The organism is Stenotrophomonas sp. YJH_SMC_27 (assembly GCF_059369815.1).
The window spans coordinates 38,016-54,955 of sequence record NZ_JCAFTA010000013.1 but is presented as its reverse complement, the minus strand read 5'-3'; the positions used below and the strand labels follow the sequence as shown (position 1 = coordinate 54,955).

17 protein-coding genes are annotated in these 16,940 nt (G+C 67.0%); 11 read left to right on the top strand and 6 right to left on the bottom strand.

Annotated features, from left to right (window positions below; genetic code table 11):
- Genes AC5P7R_RS17520 through AC5P7R_RS17510 form a run of 3 tightly spaced genes read right to left on the bottom strand, consistent with a single transcriptional unit; the run spans position 1 to position 1,999 of the window.
- Positions 1-693 carry a Rossmann-fold NAD(P)-binding domain-containing protein gene (locus tag AC5P7R_RS17520; RefSeq protein WP_031269078.1) on the bottom strand — a complete coding sequence of 231 codons (693 nt, stop codon included), beginning with the start codon at positions 691-693 and terminating at the stop codon, positions 1-3.
- 11 nt (positions 694-704) lie between these two features.
- Positions 705-1,379: a ChrR family anti-sigma-E factor gene (locus AC5P7R_RS17515; protein ID WP_111098308.1), complete on the bottom strand. Its 675-nt coding sequence runs from the start codon at positions 1,377-1,379 to the stop codon at positions 705-707.
- Entirely contained in the window at positions 1,376-1,999 is a 624-nt protein-coding gene (locus tag AC5P7R_RS17510) for a sigma-70 family RNA polymerase sigma factor (protein ID WP_058981669.1), read from the bottom strand. Before AC5P7R_RS17510 ends, AC5P7R_RS17515 begins: the two co-directional genes overlap by 4 nt.
- A gap of 131 nt (positions 2,000-2,130) precedes the next feature.
- Here AC5P7R_RS17510 and AC5P7R_RS17505 point away from each other — a divergent pair, with 131 nt between their 5' ends.
- The 11 genes from AC5P7R_RS17505 to AC5P7R_RS17455 all read left to right on the top strand — a co-directional run bounded on the left by AC5P7R_RS17505 (position 2,131) and on the right by AC5P7R_RS17455 (position 13,340).
- Positions 2,131-2,898, top strand: coding sequence for a hypothetical protein (locus AC5P7R_RS17505; protein ID WP_227854236.1), 768 nt, complete (start codon positions 2,131-2,133; stop codon positions 2,896-2,898).
- Positions 2,899-2,979: 81 nt separating this feature from the next.
- Positions 2,980-3,930 carry an acyl-CoA desaturase gene (locus AC5P7R_RS17500; protein ID WP_053496655.1) on the top strand — a complete coding sequence of 317 codons (951 nt, stop codon included), beginning with the start codon at positions 2,980-2,982 and terminating at the stop codon, positions 3,928-3,930.
- Between the two features lies 1 nt (position 3,931).
- The gene (locus AC5P7R_RS17495) at positions 3,932-5,209 is read left to right on the top strand and encodes an NAD(P)/FAD-dependent oxidoreductase (protein WP_134729342.1); all 1,278 of its coding nucleotides are present in this window, start codon (positions 3,932-3,934) and stop codon (positions 5,207-5,209) included.
- Positions 5,206-5,973, top strand: a complete 768-nt coding sequence (locus tag AC5P7R_RS17490; protein WP_010485792.1) for a DUF1365 domain-containing protein — start codon at positions 5,206-5,208, stop codon at positions 5,971-5,973. The genes AC5P7R_RS17495 and AC5P7R_RS17490 overlap by 4 nt, the downstream gene beginning before the upstream one ends.
- Positions 5,970-7,229 (top strand): SAM-dependent methyltransferase, encoded by a 1,260-nt coding sequence (locus AC5P7R_RS17485; protein WP_021201798.1) that lies wholly within the window; start codon positions 5,970-5,972, stop codon positions 7,227-7,229. The genes AC5P7R_RS17490 and AC5P7R_RS17485 overlap by 4 nt, the downstream gene beginning before the upstream one ends.
- Position 7,230: 1 nt before the next feature.
- Complete coding sequence (locus tag AC5P7R_RS17480) at positions 7,231-7,776, top strand: DUF2878 domain-containing protein (protein WP_019659667.1); 546 nt, start codon at positions 7,231-7,233, stop codon at positions 7,774-7,776.
- Positions 7,773-8,558 carry a DUF1295 domain-containing protein gene (locus AC5P7R_RS17475; protein ID WP_478436512.1) on the top strand — a complete coding sequence of 262 codons (786 nt, stop codon included), beginning with the start codon at positions 7,773-7,775 and terminating at the stop codon, positions 8,556-8,558. The genes AC5P7R_RS17480 and AC5P7R_RS17475 overlap by 4 nt, the downstream gene beginning before the upstream one ends.
- Complete coding sequence (locus tag AC5P7R_RS17470) at positions 8,555-9,628, top strand: SAM-dependent methyltransferase (RefSeq protein WP_155029518.1); 1,074 nt, start codon at positions 8,555-8,557, stop codon at positions 9,626-9,628. Before AC5P7R_RS17475 ends, AC5P7R_RS17470 begins: the two co-directional genes overlap by 4 nt.
- Before the next feature lie 8 nt (positions 9,629-9,636).
- The gene (locus tag AC5P7R_RS17465) at positions 9,637-10,170 is read left to right on the top strand and encodes a lipocalin family protein (RefSeq protein WP_019659664.1); all 534 of its coding nucleotides are present in this window, start codon (positions 9,637-9,639) and stop codon (positions 10,168-10,170) included.
- Positions 10,171-10,350: 180 nt separating this feature from the next.
- Entirely contained in the window at positions 10,351-11,019 is a 669-nt protein-coding gene (locus AC5P7R_RS17460; protein ID WP_227844946.1) for a LuxR C-terminal-related transcriptional regulator, read from the top strand.
- Positions 11,016-13,340 carry an ATP-binding protein gene (locus AC5P7R_RS17455; RefSeq protein ID WP_478436510.1) on the top strand — a complete coding sequence of 775 codons (2,325 nt, stop codon included), beginning with the start codon at positions 11,016-11,018 and terminating at the stop codon, positions 13,338-13,340. The genes AC5P7R_RS17460 and AC5P7R_RS17455 overlap by 4 nt, the downstream gene beginning before the upstream one ends.
- Here the strand turns inward: AC5P7R_RS17455 and AC5P7R_RS17450 are convergent, their stop codons facing one another.
- From AC5P7R_RS17450 to fusA, 3 genes are all read right to left on the bottom strand, one after another.
- The gene (locus AC5P7R_RS17450) at positions 13,341-14,096 is read right to left on the bottom strand and encodes a SapC family protein (RefSeq protein ID WP_019659662.1); all 756 of its coding nucleotides are present in this window, start codon (positions 14,094-14,096) and stop codon (positions 13,341-13,343) included.
- 110 nt (positions 14,097-14,206) lie between these two features.
- Complete coding sequence (locus AC5P7R_RS17445) at positions 14,207-14,479, bottom strand: hypothetical protein (protein ID WP_005409616.1); 273 nt, start codon at positions 14,477-14,479, stop codon at positions 14,207-14,209.
- 252 nt (positions 14,480-14,731) lie between these two features.
- Positions 14,732-16,765 carry an elongation factor G gene (gene fusA / locus AC5P7R_RS17440; protein WP_111098313.1) on the bottom strand — a complete coding sequence of 678 codons (2,034 nt, stop codon included), beginning with the start codon at positions 16,763-16,765 and terminating at the stop codon, positions 14,732-14,734.
- Between the last annotated feature and the right edge of the window lie 175 nt (positions 16,766-16,940).

Below are 16,940 nucleotides of genomic sequence, written 5' to 3'. Positions count from 1 at the left end.
TCAGGACGCCGGATCGCGCCCGCCGGCCGCGATCCGGTTGATGTCCGCGCACTCCACCGTCGCCGGTGGATGCTCCCTGACGGCCAAGGCAATCATCGCCTGGCCCAGTGCCAGGTTGCTCGTCACCAACGAAGGTGCAACCGCACCGGCCAGTTTCATCAATGGCGCACCGCCCCAGTAAAGGGGCTTCAACAGGGCATGACGGGTGCCGGTGCCCGGGACCGGCCTGACACCGCCCGGGCGCAGCATCACGGTGCGCACCGGCAGGCTCTGCAATGCGACTTCGGTCTCGCCCTTGATCCTCAACGGCATCAGCCGGCTCCGAGGGTCCGCGCCGGCACCGGATACATACAGAAAGCACCCTTCGGGATTCGCAGCCGCCCAGGCAAGGGCCACCGCCAGAGTGGTGTCCAGGGTCACGCGTCGGTACTCGGCCTCTGCCGTGCCAACCGGTGGCGCCCCGGCACAGTAGAAGCAGGCATCGAACCCGGCCAGTTCATCCGACCGGTCCTGGATACGCAGGAAGTCCGGAACGATCAGTTCGCTGCCGGCGCCGCTCAGACTTCCCGGATGGCGGACCAGCGCTGTCAGGCCGGACACCTGTGGTGAGCGGTGGCAGGCCAGCGCCACACCTTGCCCGACCAGGCCTGCGGCACCGGTCAACAGAATCCGTAATGCGCCCGTCCCGGCCATCGTCATCCCCGCTAGAGTTTCACGAAACGCTGGATCTTCCGCGCCAGCCAGCCACTGAACACCAGCGGCGCATCCAGCGCTGACACGCAGATGCAGGGGACACCGGGCGCGGTCACCGGTTGATGCTCCACGTCTTCGTCCAGATCTGCCACGTCACCCGATGCGAACAACCCCAGCGCATCATTGTACGAACCCCGCAGGATCTGGGTCAGTTCGCTGCGGCCATGGCTGTGCATGGGCAGGCACTTGCCCGGGGCAATCTTCAGCATGATCAGCGAGGGCATCTGCTCGGCACGGATGCAATGCACGCCGGGCGCCATCCAGCGCCAACGCAGCTCGCTGAGCGATGCGCCGAAGTACGGGTGCAGTGATGCAGGAAGGTGGTCGGGGTCGGCCTCGGGCCGCTCCCTCGGCACAGGGCGCCTGGTTCCGGCGATGGCGCTCGGCGCCTCCGAGGCCAGCTGCATCAGCATGGCCTCGCGCAACTGCTCGCGACGCCCGTCGGCAGCGGGCGGTTGGGTCTGCTCCAGCAACACCGAGCCGATTGCCTCGGCATCGCGCAGGCGCTGTCGGCAGTGGGGGCACTGCTCGAGGTGGGCACCGGCCACGATGCTCAACGGCGCCGGCAGCGCGCCGGCGGCATAGCTCATCAGCGTGGATTCGTGCAGGTGGTGGTGCGGATTCACAGCGCACCTCCCACTTTGGCCTGCAGTTGCAGGAACGCACGTCGCAGGTGTGACTTTACCGTCCCCAGCGGCATGCCCAGCGCCTGGGCAATCTCACTGTGGCTCTTCGCCTCGAAATAGGACATCCGCACCAGCCTCGCCTGCACGGCGGGCAGCTCGTTGATGCGCTGGCGAAGGCGCGCCTGGTCGGCGAACTGCTCGGCACTGCTGCGCTCGATCACGTCCACGGCCGCGGCGTCTTCCACCGCTGCCTGCACCTGCATCCAGCTGCGCTCGCGACGGATGCGGTCGATCTGCAGGTTTCGCGCGATCCGGTACAGCCAGGTACTCAGCGCGCCCTGGGCCGCATCATACTCGGCCGCCCGCAACCACAGGCGCAGCAGGCACTCCTGCGCCATTTCCTCGGCCACGGCGTCGGGTGCCCCCAGGCCACGCAGATACACGCACAGCCGCGGCATGAAGTAGTCATAGATCCGCATGAAGCAGTCGCGGTCGCGCAGCCGCGCCACACTGTCCATGTCATCGGCCCAGTTCGTCGGCTCACTGCTCGGCTGCTGGGAACTGGACACGGTGCGTGCGGTATCGAAGTTGAGGAGGGTGCTGGCGGCGTCAGGGTACATCTGCGTGAGCGGCGGGCAGGTGAAGGTCTGTCCTCTCTACGCGCAGGGGTGGCCATTGGATGCAGCAGGCACTGCGCATCCAAGCAGCCACGGCCACCGTATGACCTGAGCCTCCCTACCGGACGAATACCATGCGCACTGCCTGGCTGCTGCTATGCCTGCCCCATGCCGCGCTGGCGGCGCCCTGGCTGCGCAACGAGGGCGTGGCCACCTCGGCGCAGGGCGACCTGCTCTATCGTGAAGTGCACTGGCGGCGCGGCCCATCGGAGGGTGCCGAACGCTGGGTGCTCTATCAGTGCCCGGATGGCCGCCCCTTCGCCCGCAAGCATCTGCCGGCCAGCGCCCGCCCGCAGGCCCGGGGTTATTCGCTGCAGGACAGCCGTAGCGGGCAAACCGCTGAAGTCGACGCCAGTGGCGAGTCGGTGTTGATCGCCTGGAAAGAAGACGCCGCCAGCGAGCTGCGTCAGCGTCGGCTTGAGCTGGCACCGGATGCGGTGATCGACACGGGCTTCGACGCCGCGGTGCGCCAGCATTGGCCAGCGCTGCTGCGAGGTGAACGCATCAGCCTGCCCTTCCTGGTGCCGGGGCGGCAGCGCTTCTTCCCGGTGCAGGTGCGGCGTACCGGCCCTGTTCGCTGGCAGGGCATCGACGCCCAGGCCATCGAGGTCAGTCTGGACACGTGGTACGGCGGCATCGCGCCGCGCCTGTCGCTGGTCTATGCCAGCGCCGACCGCCGCCTGCTGGAATTCCGCGGAACCAGCAACCTGCGCGATACCCGCGGCACCTACCCACAGGTCACGGTGCGCTTCAGCTCGCCGGTGGCCGAGCGGCCCGCCAGCGAATGGCAACAGGCCTGGGCGCAACCGCTGGTCGAACGCTGCAGCGTGATGCCCAAGTGAAGCCGGAATTTTACACAGTCGGCCGCATCCATTGCGCGCACTGCTGCGTAGAGGAAGACACGACACCCGCCGAGATCCGCCATGGCCTCTGTAGCGCCCCTTCCCCGCCGACGCTGGCGCCTGCTGCGCACCCTGAAGCGCTGGGTCGACACCGGCAGCGCTGCGGACCACGCCGCTGGCGAGCCCGGACGCATCGACTGGCTGCGCGCCGTACCGTTCGCGTTGATGCACCTGGCCTGCATCGCGGTGATCTGGGTAGGTATCTCGTGGACGGCAGTGATCGTCGCCGCAGCCCTCTACGCAGTGCGCATGTTTGCGATCACCGCCTTTTACCACCGCTACTTCTCGCACCGGACGTTCCAGGCATCGCGAACGGTGCAGTTCGTGTTCGCAGTGATCGGCGCGTCCAGCGTGCAACGCGGGCCACTGTGGTGGGCTGCCCACCATCGCCATCACCATCGGCATGCCGACCAGCCACTGGACCCGCACTCGCCGCGCGAAGGCGGCTTCTGGCGCAGCCACATGGGCTGGTTCCTCACCCGCGAGGCATTCGCCACGGATCTATCGCGCGTGCCTGACCTGGCGCGCTTCCCGGAGCTGCGCTGGCTGGACCGCTTCGATACGGCGGTGCCGGTACTGCTGGCCGCTGCGCTGTACGCACTCGGCGCCGGCCTGGAGCGCTGGGCGCCCGGGCTGCACACCTCTGGCCCGCAGTTGCTGGTGTGGGGCTTCTTCATCTCCACCGTGGTGCTGTTCCACGCCACCGTCACCATCAACTCGCTGGCCCATCGTTTTGGCCGGCGGCGCTTCGAGACCCGTGACGACAGCCGCAACAACCTCTGGCTGGCGCTGCTTACCTTCGGCGAGGGCTGGCACAACAACCACCATTTCTTCCCCGGCACCGTCCGCCAGGGGTTCCGCTGGTGGGAGATCGACCTGACCTGGTACGGGCTGCGCGCAATGGCGGCCATGGGCCTGGTGAAGGGGCTCAAGCCCATCCCCGAGTGGGTACTGGCCAAGGCGAGGTACTGACATGCGCATCGCGATCATCGGCTCCGGCATCGCTGGCCTGGCCAGTGCCTGGTGGCTGGACGGCGAACACGAAGTGACGCTGTTCGAGGCCAACGATTACCTGGGCGGACATACCCACACCCATGACGTGCAGGTGGACGGCACGCGCATGGCGGTGGATACCGGTTTCATCGTGTTCAATCCCCTGCACTACCCACTGCTGACGGCACTGTTCGAAGAACTGGGCGTGGCCTCGCAGCCGACCACCATGAGCTTCTCCATGCACAGCGAGCGCAGTGGCGTCGAGTACAACGCCACGTCGCTGGATGGCCTGTTCTGCCAACGTCGCAACCTGGTTTCGCCACGCTTCTGGGGAATGCTGGCCGACCTGCGCCGGTTCTACCGGGATGCACCGCTGCTGCTTGCCGAAGGCGAAGGCCCGACACTGGGCCAGTACCTGCGCAGCCAGCGCTACGGTGCTGCGTTCATCGACGAGCACCTGCTGCCGATGGCTTCAGCGCTGTGGTCGTCACCGACCGACACGGTCATGCAGTTCCCGGCCCGCTACCTGGCCCAGTTCATGGCCAACCACCAGATGCTGCAGATGACCGGGCGCGCACCTTGGCGGGTAGTCAGCGGTGGCTCGGCACGCTATGTCGATGCCCTGCGTGCCCGCTGGCGGGTACGCGAGCGGCTGGAATGTCCGGTCCATTCGGTCGAGCGCATGCCGTGGGGCGCGCGCGTGCACAGCGCGGCCGGCGTGGAGGGCTTTGACGAGGTCATCCTGGCGTGCCACAGCGACCAGGCGCTGGCCCTGCTGCGTGACGCCGATCCGGTCGAACGCGACGTGCTCGGCGCCATCCGCTACCAGGCCAACGAAGCAGTACTGCATACCGACGCATCGCTGCTGCCGCGCAACCGCAAGGCATGGGCCGCATGGAATGCACACGTTCCCAAGGAGCCAGGCGCGCCCTGTACGGTCAGCTATTGCATGAACCTTCTGCAGGGCCTGCCCGGTGACACCCCGCTGGTCGTGACCCTCAACCGCAGCGAGGCGATAGATCCGGCCAAGGTACTGCGCAGGCTGCACTATGCCCATCCGGTCCACGACCACGCAGCGGTACGCGCGCAACAGCGCTGGGCTGAGCTGCAGGGCCGCCGCCGCACCTGGTTCGCGGGCGCGTACTGGGGCTGGGGTTTCCACGAAGACGGCATCCGCAGCGCCCGCCGCGTGGTGGACGCGATGCGCGAGTGCACCCCGCACCGCGACACCATCGCAACCGGCGAGGTGGCAGCGTGAGTGCCAGCGCACTCTACTTCGGGCAGGTGATGCACCGACGGCATCATCCGCAGCCCCACGCGTTCCGCTATCCGATCGCGCAGCTGCTGCTCGATCTGGACGAGCTGGAGACCGTGTTCGCCGGGCGCTGGCTGTGGTCGGTCAATCGCCGCAACCTGGCCGAGTTCCGCCGCAGTGACTACTTCGGCAACCCTGCGCAACCACTGGCCGATGCGGTGCGCGACCATGCCGCGGCTACCCTGGGTTATCGGCCCACCGGCCCGGTGCGCCTGCTCACCCATCTTCGCTTCGCCGGGCACGTATTCAATCCGGTCAGCTTCTACTACTGCTACCGGGCCGATGGCAACACCTTGGACTGCATCGTCGCCGAGATCACCAATACCCCGTGGAAGGAGCGGCACGCCTATGTGCTGCCGGTAGCTGCGGCCACCGGCGACGGGGCATCACTGCGCTGGACATTCGACAAATCCTTTCACGTCTCACCCTTCATGCCGATGGACTGCCGCTACGACTGGCGGTTCAACGCACCTGGTGATGATCTTCGCGTGCACATGCAGGTCTGGCGCGACGGCGTTCGGCAGTTCGACGCCACCCAGTCCATGCAGCGAAGGGTGCTGGACGGCCCTGGGCTGGCCCGGGTACTGGCCTGCTACCCCCTGATGACCACGCAGGTGGTGGCCGCCATCCACTGGCACGCGCTGCGGCTGTGGCTGAAGCGCAACCCCGTGCACGACCACCCTGCTCTTGCCGAGAAACCACGATGAATTCGATGACTCCCCTGGTCGCCTTGCCACGTCCCCGCGCCCTGGATGCATTCCTGCGCCGCCGCCTGCTGGCCCAGCTTGCCCCCATGCGCGACGGCCGCCTGTGCGTGCGTGATGCACTCGGCGAAGTCTGGCTGGGCGATGCGCATGGCGAACTGCATGTCACCGTCACCATCGATGACCCGGCGTTCTACCGCAAGGTTGCAGCGCAAGGCAGTGTGGGTGCAGGTGAAAGCTACATACAGGGCGAATGGCACTGCGATGACCTGGTGGCGCTGATTCGGCTGCTGGTACGCAATCGCGACCTGCTCGACGGCATGGAGCGTGGCCCGGCCCGCCTGGGCGGCTGGCTGTTGCGGGGCTGGAACCGCCTGCGCCGCAACAGCCGCGAGGGCAGCCGCCGCAACATAGCCGCGCACTATGACCTGGGCAACGACTTCTTTGCCCTGTTCCTGTCGCCGGACCTGATGTATTCCTCAGCCCTGTTCGACAAAGAAGACGAGTCGCTGGAATCCGCCTCCCGGCGCAAGCTGGACCGCATCTGCCAGCAGCTGAAGCTCAAACCGGGCGACCGCGTGGTGGAGATCGGCACCGGCTGGGGTGGTTTTGCGCTGCACGCCGCGCAGCACTACGGCTGCCACGTCACCACCACCACCATCTCCGCAGAACAGCATGCGCTGGCGGCAGAGCGCGTGCGCGCCGCAGGCCTGCAAGGCCAGGTCACGCTGCTGATGCAGGACTACCGCGACCTGCAGGGCCAGTTCGACAAGCTGGTGTCGATCGAGATGATCGAGGCCATCGGCGCCGAATACCTGGACACCTACATGGCGACGTTGCAGCGCCTGTTGAAGCCTGATGGCGTTGCCCTGCTGCAGGCCATCACCATCGAGGACCATCGCTACGAGCAGGCCCGGCGCAGCGTCGACTACATCAAGCGCTACGTGTTCCCCGGCAGCTTCATTCCGTCGATCAACGCGATCATGGCCGCCAAAACGCGGTCCAGCGACCTGCAGCTGATCGCCCAGCAGGACTTCGGCCACTCCTACGCGCTGACCCTGCGCGCCTGGCGCCAGCGCTTCCTCGTCCGGTTGCCCGACGTGCAGGCGCAGGGCTTCGATACGCGCTTCTGCCGCCTGTGGGAGTTCTACCTGGCCTATTGCGAGGGCGGCTTCCTGGAGCGCTCGATCGGGGTCTCCCATCTGCTGATGGCGCGCCCGGGGCATCGCCCGGGCGCCTCATCGGGCCAGGGCAGTTGAGATGCGCCGGTTCTGGGCCAATCTGCTTGGCAACCAGCTGGTCTGGCTGTGCGCCGTGGCCGGCGCCGGGCGCGGCTGGCAGTGGCCGGCGTTGCTGGCAGCCTCTCTCTACATCGGCAGCCAGCTTCTGACGTCGCCGCAACCACGGCTGGACCTTCGGTTGATGGTGCTGGCGCTGGCCTGCGCCTGGCTGGTCGATGCCAGCGCCGCTGCGACCGGCACCGTTCGTTACGCCGCCGCCCCGCTCGCCTGGGCGCCTCCGCCGTGGATCATGGCGCTGTGGGCCGCGTTCGCGATGACGCTGACGACCTCGATGCGCTTCCTGCTGCGCCACCGTGCCCTGCCGGCGCTGTTCGGCCTGCTGCTGGCACCGCTGGCCTATCTGTCCGCGGCACGTGGCTTTGATGCAGTGCGGTTCGCTGTGCCGGCATGGCAGGGCCTGCTGGTACTGGGGGCGGGCTGGTGCATCGCGCTTTCACTGCTGTGCCACTGCGCCCGTCGCGGCTCACGAGCCAGCTCGCCGCCCCTGGCTGGAGTTCCTTCATGAATCATCTCCTGTGGGTCCTGCTGTACACCTTGCTGATGATGAGTTGGGGCTGGGCCTGGCAGCGCCGCCACCAGAACATCGGCGTGGTCGATGTGCTCTGGGCCAAGGGCGTCGGTGCATCGGCCCTGTTGCTGGCGCTGCTCGGCGACGGCGCGACGGTGCCGCGGATCGCGCTGGGCGTGCTCGGCGGCCTCTGGGGCAGCCGATTGGCCCTGCACCTCTGGCACCGGGTCCGTAGCGAACCGGAAGACGGGCGCTACCGCTATCTGCGCGAACACTGGCAGGGCCACCAGGGCAAGATCTTTGGCTTCTTCATTGCGCAGGCATTGCTGGTACTGCTGTTTGCCCTGCCCTTTGTCGCAGTGGCCGCCAACCCGAGCAGCCGCATGACGTGGTGGGCCGTGGCCGCCGCGCTGGTGTGGCTGCTGAGCGTCGGCGGCGAAGCACTGGCCGACCGGCAGCTGGCCCGGTTCCGCGCCGACCCGGCAAACAAGGGCCGCACCTGCCGCGAAGGGCTCTGGCGCTATTCCCGCCACCCCAACTACTTCTTCGAGTGGCTGCACTGGTTCACTTATGTGCTGCTCGCCGTCGGTTCGCCACTGTGGTGGCTGGCGTGGGCCGGCCCATTGCTGATGTACGTGTTCCTGCGCTACCTCAGCGGCATCCCATTCACCGAGAAACAGGCGCTGCGCAGCCGCGGCGACGACTATCGCGCCTACCAGCGCAGCACACCGATGTTCTTTCCCTGGTTCCCCCGTTCTTCCAAGGAGCATTCCGCATGAACGCGATCCCGTCACTGAACCCAGCCGAAGATGCGGAAACCGGGCTGATCGCCTGGGCCGAACGCGGGCTGGTCCCCGATGCGGCGCTGCGTGCGGGCATCCGCCGCTTGTGCGCGCAACGCCTGCATGAGGAAAGCGAGGGTGGCATCGAAGGCCAGTCGGCGCGCTTCAGCCGGCGCATCGCCGAGCTGGCCGACAGCCCACTCGCATTGCACACCGACGCAGCCAACCGACAGCACTATGAAGTGCCAGCTGCCTTTTTCCAGGCCTGCCTGGGCAAGCGACTGAAGTACAGCAGCTGCTACTACCCCACCGGGCGCGAAACGCTGGACCAGGCCGAGGACGCGATGCTGGAACTGTACGGCCAGCGCGCAGGCCTGGCCGATGGCCAGCAGATTCTCGAACTGGGATGCGGCTGGGGCTCACTGACCCTGTGGATGGCCGAACGCTACCCGCAGGCCAGCATCACCGCCGTTTCCAATTCGCACAGCCAACGCCAGCACATCATGGCGCAGTGTGAAGCCAGGGGGCTGCACAACGTCGAGGTGATCACCCGCGATGTCAACCAGCTTGAGCTGCCTGCGGCACGCTTCGACCGCTGCGTGTCGGTGGAGATGTTCGAACACGTGCGCAACTACGAGCGCCTGCTGGCGGGCATCGCTCGGTGGTTGAAGCCGGACGGCGCGCTGTTCGTGCACATCTTCGCCCATCGCACATTGATGTATCCGTTCGAGACAGACGGCGGCGACAACTGGATGGGGCGGCACTTCTTCACCGGCGGGCTGATGCCGGCAGCTGACACCCTGCTGCATTTCCAGCGCGACCTGCGGCTCGACCAGCGCTGGCTGCTGGACGGCACCCACTACCAGCGCACCGCCGACCACTGGCTGGCCAACCAGGATGCGGCCCGCCAGCAGGTGATGCCGGTGTTGATCGCAACCTATGGCCAGGCTGCAGCGAAGGTCTGGTGGCAGCGCTGGCGGATGTTCTGGATGGCCTGTGCCGAGTTGTTTGGCTATGACGACGGCCAGCAGTGGCTGGTGGCCCACTATCTGTTCCGACCCCGCTGAGGTGCAACATGCGCATGTTCTCGCTGCTTCCCCTGATCGCGGTCGGCCTGTTCGGTTCCGGCTGCAGTTCCAGCGACACCCGCCCGCTGCCGCGCCCGCCATCCGTGGATGTGCCGCGCTTCATGGGCGATTGGTACGTGATCGCGCATATCCCGTCGCGCCCCGAACGCGAGGCCTTCGACGCGGTGGAGAGTTACGCACTTCGTCCCGACGGGCGCATCCAGACCACCTTCACCTACCGCAAGGGCAGCTTCGATGCGCCGCAGAAGTCGATGCATCCCATCGGTCGTGTGGAGAAGGAAGGCAATGGCGCGATCTGGGGCATGCAGTTCATCTGGCCAATCCAGGCCGAGTACGTGATTGCCTGGCTCGACGAGAGCTACCGCCAGACCATCGTGGCGCGCAGCAAGCGCGACTACGTCTGGTACATGGCCCGCACACCACAGGTGTCCGAGCATGACTATGAGCAGGCAGTCGCACGGATTGCGGCCATGGGTTATGACACCCGCAAGCTCAGACGCGTGCCGCAGTCGGTCCGATGACACGCCACGACCCTTTGCGCTGGGCGGCATCACCCGCCAACTTCTGAAGGGCCTGGATTCGGGCGTGGCGATCCATTACATCAATTAACACCCCTGGATTGATGGTTCGCGCACATTGACTCTTAGGAATAATCGCAAAAATCCAGCAAATTCGGTGCCCGGCGCGGCAGCAGCGCCAGAATGGTCGCCACGCCCTCCCGGGCGCCGATCACCTCCCAGCGCATGAATGGATACCCTGCACCGCGCCGTCTGCGGCTCGCACTGCTAGACGATCACGAAGTCGTCCGCCGCGGCACCGCCTTGCACCTGTGCCGCGACGTCCGCTTCAACATTGTCGCCAGCCACACCCACAGCGACGCGTTCATCGGCTGCCTGCGCAAGCTGGCAGTGGATGTCGCCATCATCGATCTCACCCTGGCGCCTGGCGACCGCAGCAGTGATGAGCTGGTTCCCTTGCTGCGGGAGCGCTTTCCTCATGTGCCCCTGCTGGCCTTCGCCACGCTGACGCCAACAACCCGCGTGGACCACCTTCTGGCGGCCGGCATCAGCGGCATTGTCAGCAAATCCGAGCCGCTGGAGATGCTGTCCGAGGCCATCGTGCGTGTATCGCAGGGATTGTGCCGCCTGCCGGCCGATTGCCTGGTCCCGGCCTGCCGCGACGAACTCAGTCGCAATGAACGCGAAGTGCTGGACCTGCTCCTGTCCGGCCTGACCGTGTCGGAGATCGCATTGCGCCGCCACCGCAGCGTCAAGACGGTCAGCACCCAGAAGGTGGCCGCCCTGCGCAAGCTCGGGCTGCGCAATGACGTGGAGATCTATGCACTGCGAGAGCAGCGGAACCTCCGATGAGGCGCCGTGTTCGCCTCCGGTTGCATACCTTTGTCACCTCGTTGATGGTCCTGATCCTGCTGCCAGCAGCCTCGGCCGAGGATGCACATCTGCAGGCGTGGCCGGCGGGTCGCGAAGTACGGGTCGCCACCGCGCCATCATTGCGCCCGCTGCCTGCACCACTGGCGGACTCGATCCCGCTCCCGACCCTCGCCCACGGCTATGCGCAGCTCGTGGCTGACCATTCCGGACTGCGCTTCCGTGACATCGCCTACACCAGCACGAGGGCAGCGGTCACTGCAGTCTGCCGGCACGAGGCCGATCTGGTGCTGGTGATGGGCGGCCCGGCGCATCGCCCACGGCCCTGCCCCGGCCTGATGGCATCCGGCGCCTTCGATGGCGGCAAGACGGTCCTGGCCGTGCGTAAAGGCGAGCACGCGCCACGTGACGTCGGCAGCGTGAAGGCGCAGGTGCTGGCCGTGATTCGCGGCGGCCCTTATGCCAGCTGGCTGGCAACCCACCATCCGCAGGTCCGCCTGCTGCACTTGCCCGATCGGCATGCAGCCCTGGCCGCCGTGGACAACGGCATCGCCGATGCTGCGATCGGCCTGGAAGCTACACTGCACGCGATGATCCGGCGGCACTTCGCGGGCAAACTGCAGCTTCATCCGTTCGAGAGCGACTTCTCCACCGATCTGCACCTGCTCGTGCGCCGCGAGGACCAGCAGCTGCTGACGCGCATCGACCACGCACTGCACGACATCACGCTCGAAGAGCACGCGGGCCTGCTGGCATTGTGGGCGCAGCAGATGCTGCCCGCCCCCGTCGAGAACGCGCTTGACCGGGTGCGCGCCCTGCACCTGCCCTGGCTGCTGTATGTGGCCGCAATACTCATCGGCCTGACCATGTTCTGGCAGGCACTACGTTGGCGAATCGGTCGCACGGAGCAACGCCTTGGGCGCGCGGCAGGAATGATCAGCCACGAAGTGCGCAATTCCGCGCAGACGATACTGGCTTCGATCGACCTGCTGAGCCAGTCGCGCCTGTCCAGGAGAGAGCACGACCTGCTCGCGGCCGCGCGTGCCGCCGGCCACGCGCTGCGCGGGCTGCTCGACCGCTCGCTCGCGTTCTCGCGTCTGGCCAGCGGCAGCTTCAGGCCCCACGTCGTACCTTGCGACGTCGGCCAGCTCTGTGCCCATGCACTGGACGCGATCCGGCCGGAGGCACTGCGCAGGGGATTGTCCCTCAAGCTTGATTGCACGCCCGACCCCGCGCCGACGGTCGCACTCGATGCTGACGGGCTGCGCCAGATTGTCGACAACCTGCTGGGCAACGCGTTGAAGTTCACTGATGCCGGTGGCATCGAAGTGCGCCTGCAGCTGTCACCCATCCCGCGTGCCAGGGAGCTGTTGCTGGATGTGATCGACAGCGGCATCGGTATCGCCCCCGCGCAACTGCCGCTACTGTTCCGCCCGTTCCAGCAGGGAGAGGATGGCCAGAAGTGCGGCGGCACTGGCCTGGGCCTGACGATTGCGCGCGAGCTGGCCATTGCCATGGGCGGCAACCTGGCCGCGTACAGCGTACATGGGCGCGGCAGTCGCTTCACCCTGCGACTGCCGGTCCGCGCTGTCCCTCGCGATCCGCCCACCATCGAGCGCCCGCAGCAGGCGCCGTTGACGGGCACAGAGCTGCTCCTGGTCGAGGACCATGCACTCAGCCGGCGCGTCGTGACAGAGCAACTGCGTCGGCTGGGTGCCGATGTGTGCGCGGTTGCCGATGCGGAAACCGCGTTGGCCGAACAGGCGCTGCGACCGCGCGGCACGGTGGTGCTGGATATCGGGCTCCACGGCCGGGACGGCTACGGCTTGGCACAGCAGCTGCGCGCGCGGGCAAAGGCGCCCCTGCGAGTGATTGCCCTGTCCGCCCGCATGGGGCGCCGGCACGTGGCGCGCTGTCGCCGGGCCGGATTCGACGCCGTCCTGGTCAAGCCGCTGCAGGTGGCAGACTTGCTGCAGGCGCTGGGCCTTCCGCCTTCGGCGCACGCTGCCGCGCCTTGTAGCGCGCGGGGCGCCGACCCGGATTTCTCTGCGGATATCGCCCATGAGCTGGCCGGGATCGAACAGTCCCTGCAGGACGCCGATGCCGCGACATTGCGCCATCATGCGCACCGCCTGCAGGGCACGCTGCAGATGTGCCGGGCAATCGACCAGGCCGGCACCGCGGCCGCCCTGTGGGAGTTGGGGCAGCAGGCCACGCCCGACTGGGTCGAGGCATGGCGACTGCTGCAGGGATTGCAGCAGTGGCACGGCTCCCGCAAGGCGGAAGCCGTGCCTTCAAGCTGATCAGGCCGCCAGGCGCTCGACCTGGCGACGGGTCAGGTCGTTGAATCGCCCCAGCGACATCAGGTGCTGATGGATCAGCGCCAACCAGCCGCTGCGGTGCCACTCGACCACGGTCGCTTCCGGCAACGCCACGAACTTCTCAACGTCCACCACCAGGAAGCCATTGAGGTTGAACTCGCGGCCATCCGGAGTGCGCACGGTGGCGTTGCGCTCGACCAGCAGGCCGTTGTCGATCAGGGCCTTGGAGAAGGCCTGGGTCTGTTCGTGCTCGCGGGTGTACTGGCCGCAGAACTCCAGCGCCTGCTGCACCATGTCGGTGGCCTTGCCGTCCACGAACAGCGGCTGGCCTTCGTCACCCCCCTTGACCACGCGCGAGCTCTCTTCGTCGATGCCCAGCAGGAAGTCGTTGTCCGCACCGGTGTCGATGAAAATGAAGGGGTGGCGACGCAGGTAGGCCGGAATGTAGGCCTCGTCTTCCCACAGGCCGTCCTTGATGAACAGGTTCTGGTCGGACACACCGACGGCCGCCATCGGCACGGCGGTCGGGCCAGCGAACAGAATCGGGAAGTGGTGCAGGGCCAGCGAGAACTCGCCCAGCACCAGCGGAATGGCGTTGTTGCCGGCCGCAAACTCGAGCCTGCCCGGCAGGATGCGCAGATCGGCGTGCACATCGGCCTGCAGCGGCACCGGACGGGTATAGAACAGGGGAGCGCCGCTCGGCGCCGCTTCGGTGGTGGTGTCGCTGGTGGTGGTCATCTTGGGAACCGTTCAATCATGCGCGCCTGCCATCCCGGGCACGCCAGCGGGAACAACCTGAATCCCGCATTATCAACAAGCTCGATGACAACGGCCACCCCACCGACGGCCTATTTCAGCTGCAAGGGGTAGCGCTGCCAGAGCACGTGCACCAGGAACCCGGCCAGCTCGGTGTCGCGCGCGCTCACCGCGGCACGGATCTTGTCCAGCAGCACCATATCGCTGCAGGAACGCACGTCGGCATGGTTGGCCTGCCCTGCCCGGCGCGCGCGATAACGCGCGGCGCGCTGCGCATCGCTCATCGCGTACCCGAACTTGGGCGGACGGCCGCGCTTGCGCGGCAGGGTCAGCTCCAGGGTTCCGGGGTCTTTGTCATCACGCATGAGAGGGGTGCGGGCGGCGGCGAGCAACGGGGGGTGCGCAATTTATCGTGAGGCATCACTTTAATCCAGCCTTTTCTGCAGTTTTGTTGCGATGCAGCGCCAATGTTGCCGTGTCGGTACGGATCCATCCACGCATGGCGTGGATCTACTGCAGAGCTCGCGACCCGGTCACCCGCTAGATCCACGCCATGCGTGGATGCGGAAACCCGAACAAAAAAGTGGGAGCCCGCGAACGGGCTCCCCTCGCCTTCCTCATGCAGCGCGTACCGGTTCATAGCCGTGCAGGTGCGCTTCGCTGCTGGCCCGTCCCTGGCTGAGCGACCGCAGCGCAGTGGTGTACCCCACCAGCTGCGCCAGCGGCGCAAAGCCACTGACCTCGGCCCGACCGTCCTGGTCGTCGATGCGGGCGATGCGGCCATGGCGCCGGTTGAGGTCGCCCACCACGTCACCCACCGATGTCGACGGCGAATGCACCGTCACCGCCATCACCGGCTCCAGCAGCTGCGTGCCACCCTCGGCCAGCGCTGCCTTGATCGCCTCGGCGCCTGCGCGATGGAACGCCATCTCCGACGAGTCCTTGGCATGGGTCTGGCCATCGACAAGACTGACCTCGATACCGACCACCGGATGACCCTGCGGCCCTTCCGACAGTGCGGCACGCACGCCCTTCTCCACCGCCGCGATGAAGCTGCGCGGCACCACGCCACCGACGATGCGGTCGTTGAACACCACCTGGTCGTCCTCACGCGGCGCCACGTCCAGCACCACGTGCGCGAACTGGCCCTGGCCACCGGTCTGCTTGACCAGCCGCCCGACGACACCCGTCATCGCGCGCATCGGCGTCTCCTGGTAGGCCACGCGCGGCGCACCTACGCCCACGTCGACGTTCCACTCGCTGCGCAGGCGCTCGACCATCACTTCCAGGTGCAGTTCGCCCATACCCCAGACCAGGGTCTCCGCCGTATCGCGATCGGTTTCAACGCGGAACGACGGATCTTCCTGGGCCAGGCTCGCCAGTCCCTGCGCCATCCGGATCAGGTCGGCCGCACGCGCCGGTTCCAACCGCCAGGCCAGCACCGGCGCCTGTGCCTGGATGTTCTCCAGGCGCAACGGCAGCGCACGGCCGCTCAGCGTTTCACCGCTGACCGCATCCTTCCAGCCCAGCACCGCGACGATGTCACCGGCCACGGCCTGTTCAATGTCGTGGGTCTGGTCGGCCTGCACCCGCACCAGCCGGCTGACCCGCCGTCCCTGCGGATGCTGCGAACTGGCCACCGCGTCGCCCACCTTCAAGGTGCCCGAGTACAGCCGCACGAAGCTGAGTGCACCGTGCTGCTGGTGGGTAATCTTGAACAGCAGCCCCGCCAGCGGGCCATCAGGATCGGGCGGCAAGACCACCTCGCCCTCATCGCTTTCGGCGCTGACGGCAGGGCGATCCAGCGGCGACGGCAGGTAATCGACCACGGCATCCAGCAGCGTCTCGATGCCCTTGTCCTTGAACGCAGCACCGGCCAGCACGGGCACGCCCGCACCCGCCAGCGTCGCCCGGCGGATCGCCGCGCGCAGCGCCCCGGCATCGATCACCCGACCTTCCAGCCAGGCATCGGCCAGTTCTTCGTCATGATCGGCCACGGCTTCGACCAGAGCATCGCGCTGGGCTCGCCACTGGATACGTGCCGCGTCGTCCCACGGGCTGATGGTCGTCGCGCCGTCGCGCCACTGCAGCACGCGCTCATCGACCAGGTCGACCCAGCCGTTGAAGTCGCTCTCGCTGCCCAACGGCACGCCCAGCGCCCACGGTCGCGCCTGAAGCTTGTCCTGAAGCTGCTCCAGTACGCGCTCGAACGACGCGCCGACGCGGTCCATCTTGTTGACGAAGGCGATCAGCGGCACGCGATGACGGCGCGCCTGGCGCCACACCGTCTCGGACTGCGGCTGCACGCCATCCACGGCCGAGAACACGGCCACGGCGCCGTCGAGCACGCGCAGCGAACGTTCGACTTCGATGGCGAAGTCGATGTGGCCAGGGGTATCGATCAGGGTCAGCCGATGCGGCGGCAGGTCACGCGGTGCCCACTGCGCCTGCACGGCGGCCGCGCCGATGGTGATGCCCCGTTCGCGCTCGATTGCCGAGAAATCGGTGGTCGCATTGCCGTCGTGCACTTCGCCGACGCGATGGATTTCGCCGCTTTTCCACAGCAGGCGTTCGGTCAACGTGGTTTTGCCGGCGTCGATGTGGGCAATGATGCCAAGGTTGCGACGACGGGAAAGGACTTGGGTGTTCATGGGAAAGGTTCCTGCAAAGCCAACTTCGGGGGCCGCGCACCCCGGTTGGCGACAGGGTGCGCGGCTAGCGTTCGGTCTCGGCGATCTGGTGCATGGCACGTTCTCCTTGCGGTACGTCGGGTTAGGGAAATGAAACTGGAGAAACGAAAAGAGCGCCCCGAAGGGCGCTCTGTGG

Bases quoted from the DNA above. Each gene is read 5' to 3' on its own strand.
- AC5P7R_RS17445 (WP_005409616.1), bottom strand. From the start codon at position 14,479: ATGCGTGATGACAAAGACCCCGGAACCCTGGAGCTGACCCTGCCGCGC.
- AC5P7R_RS17495 (WP_134729342.1), top strand. From the start codon at position 3,932: ATGCGCATCGCGATCATCGGCTCCGGCATCGCTGGCCTGGCCAGTGCC.
- AC5P7R_RS17520 (WP_031269078.1), bottom strand. From the start codon at position 693: ATGGCCGGGACGGGCGCATTACGGATTCTGTTGACCGGTGCCGCAGGC.
- AC5P7R_RS17505 (WP_227854236.1), top strand. From the start codon at position 2,131: ATGCGCACTGCCTGGCTGCTGCTATGCCTGCCCCATGCCGCGCTGGCG.
- AC5P7R_RS17485 (WP_021201798.1), top strand. From the start codon at position 5,970: ATGAATTCGATGACTCCCCTGGTCGCCTTGCCACGTCCCCGCGCCCTG.
- AC5P7R_RS17460 (WP_227844946.1), top strand. From the start codon at position 10,351: ATGGTCGCCACGCCCTCCCGGGCGCCGATCACCTCCCAGCGCATGAAT.
- AC5P7R_RS17500 (WP_053496655.1), top strand. From the start codon at position 2,980: ATGGCCTCTGTAGCGCCCCTTCCCCGCCGACGCTGGCGCCTGCTGCGC.
- fusA (WP_111098313.1), bottom strand. From the start codon at position 16,765: ATGAACACCCAAGTCCTTTCCCGTCGTCGCAACCTTGGCATCATTGCC.
- AC5P7R_RS17510 (WP_058981669.1), bottom strand. From the start codon at position 1,999: ATGTACCCTGACGCCGCCAGCACCCTCCTCAACTTCGATACCGCACGC.
- AC5P7R_RS17455 (WP_478436510.1), top strand. From the start codon at position 11,016: ATGAGGCGCCGTGTTCGCCTCCGGTTGCATACCTTTGTCACCTCGTTG.
- AC5P7R_RS17465 (WP_019659664.1), top strand. From the start codon at position 9,637: ATGCGCATGTTCTCGCTGCTTCCCCTGATCGCGGTCGGCCTGTTCGGT.
- AC5P7R_RS17480 (WP_019659667.1), top strand. From the start codon at position 7,231: ATGCGCCGGTTCTGGGCCAATCTGCTTGGCAACCAGCTGGTCTGGCTG.
- AC5P7R_RS17470 (WP_155029518.1), top strand. From the start codon at position 8,555: ATGAACGCGATCCCGTCACTGAACCCAGCCGAAGATGCGGAAACCGGG.
- AC5P7R_RS17475 (WP_478436512.1), top strand. From the start codon at position 7,773: ATGAATCATCTCCTGTGGGTCCTGCTGTACACCTTGCTGATGATGAGT.
- AC5P7R_RS17450 (WP_019659662.1), bottom strand. From the start codon at position 14,096: ATGACCACCACCAGCGACACCACCACCGAAGCGGCGCCGAGCGGCGCT.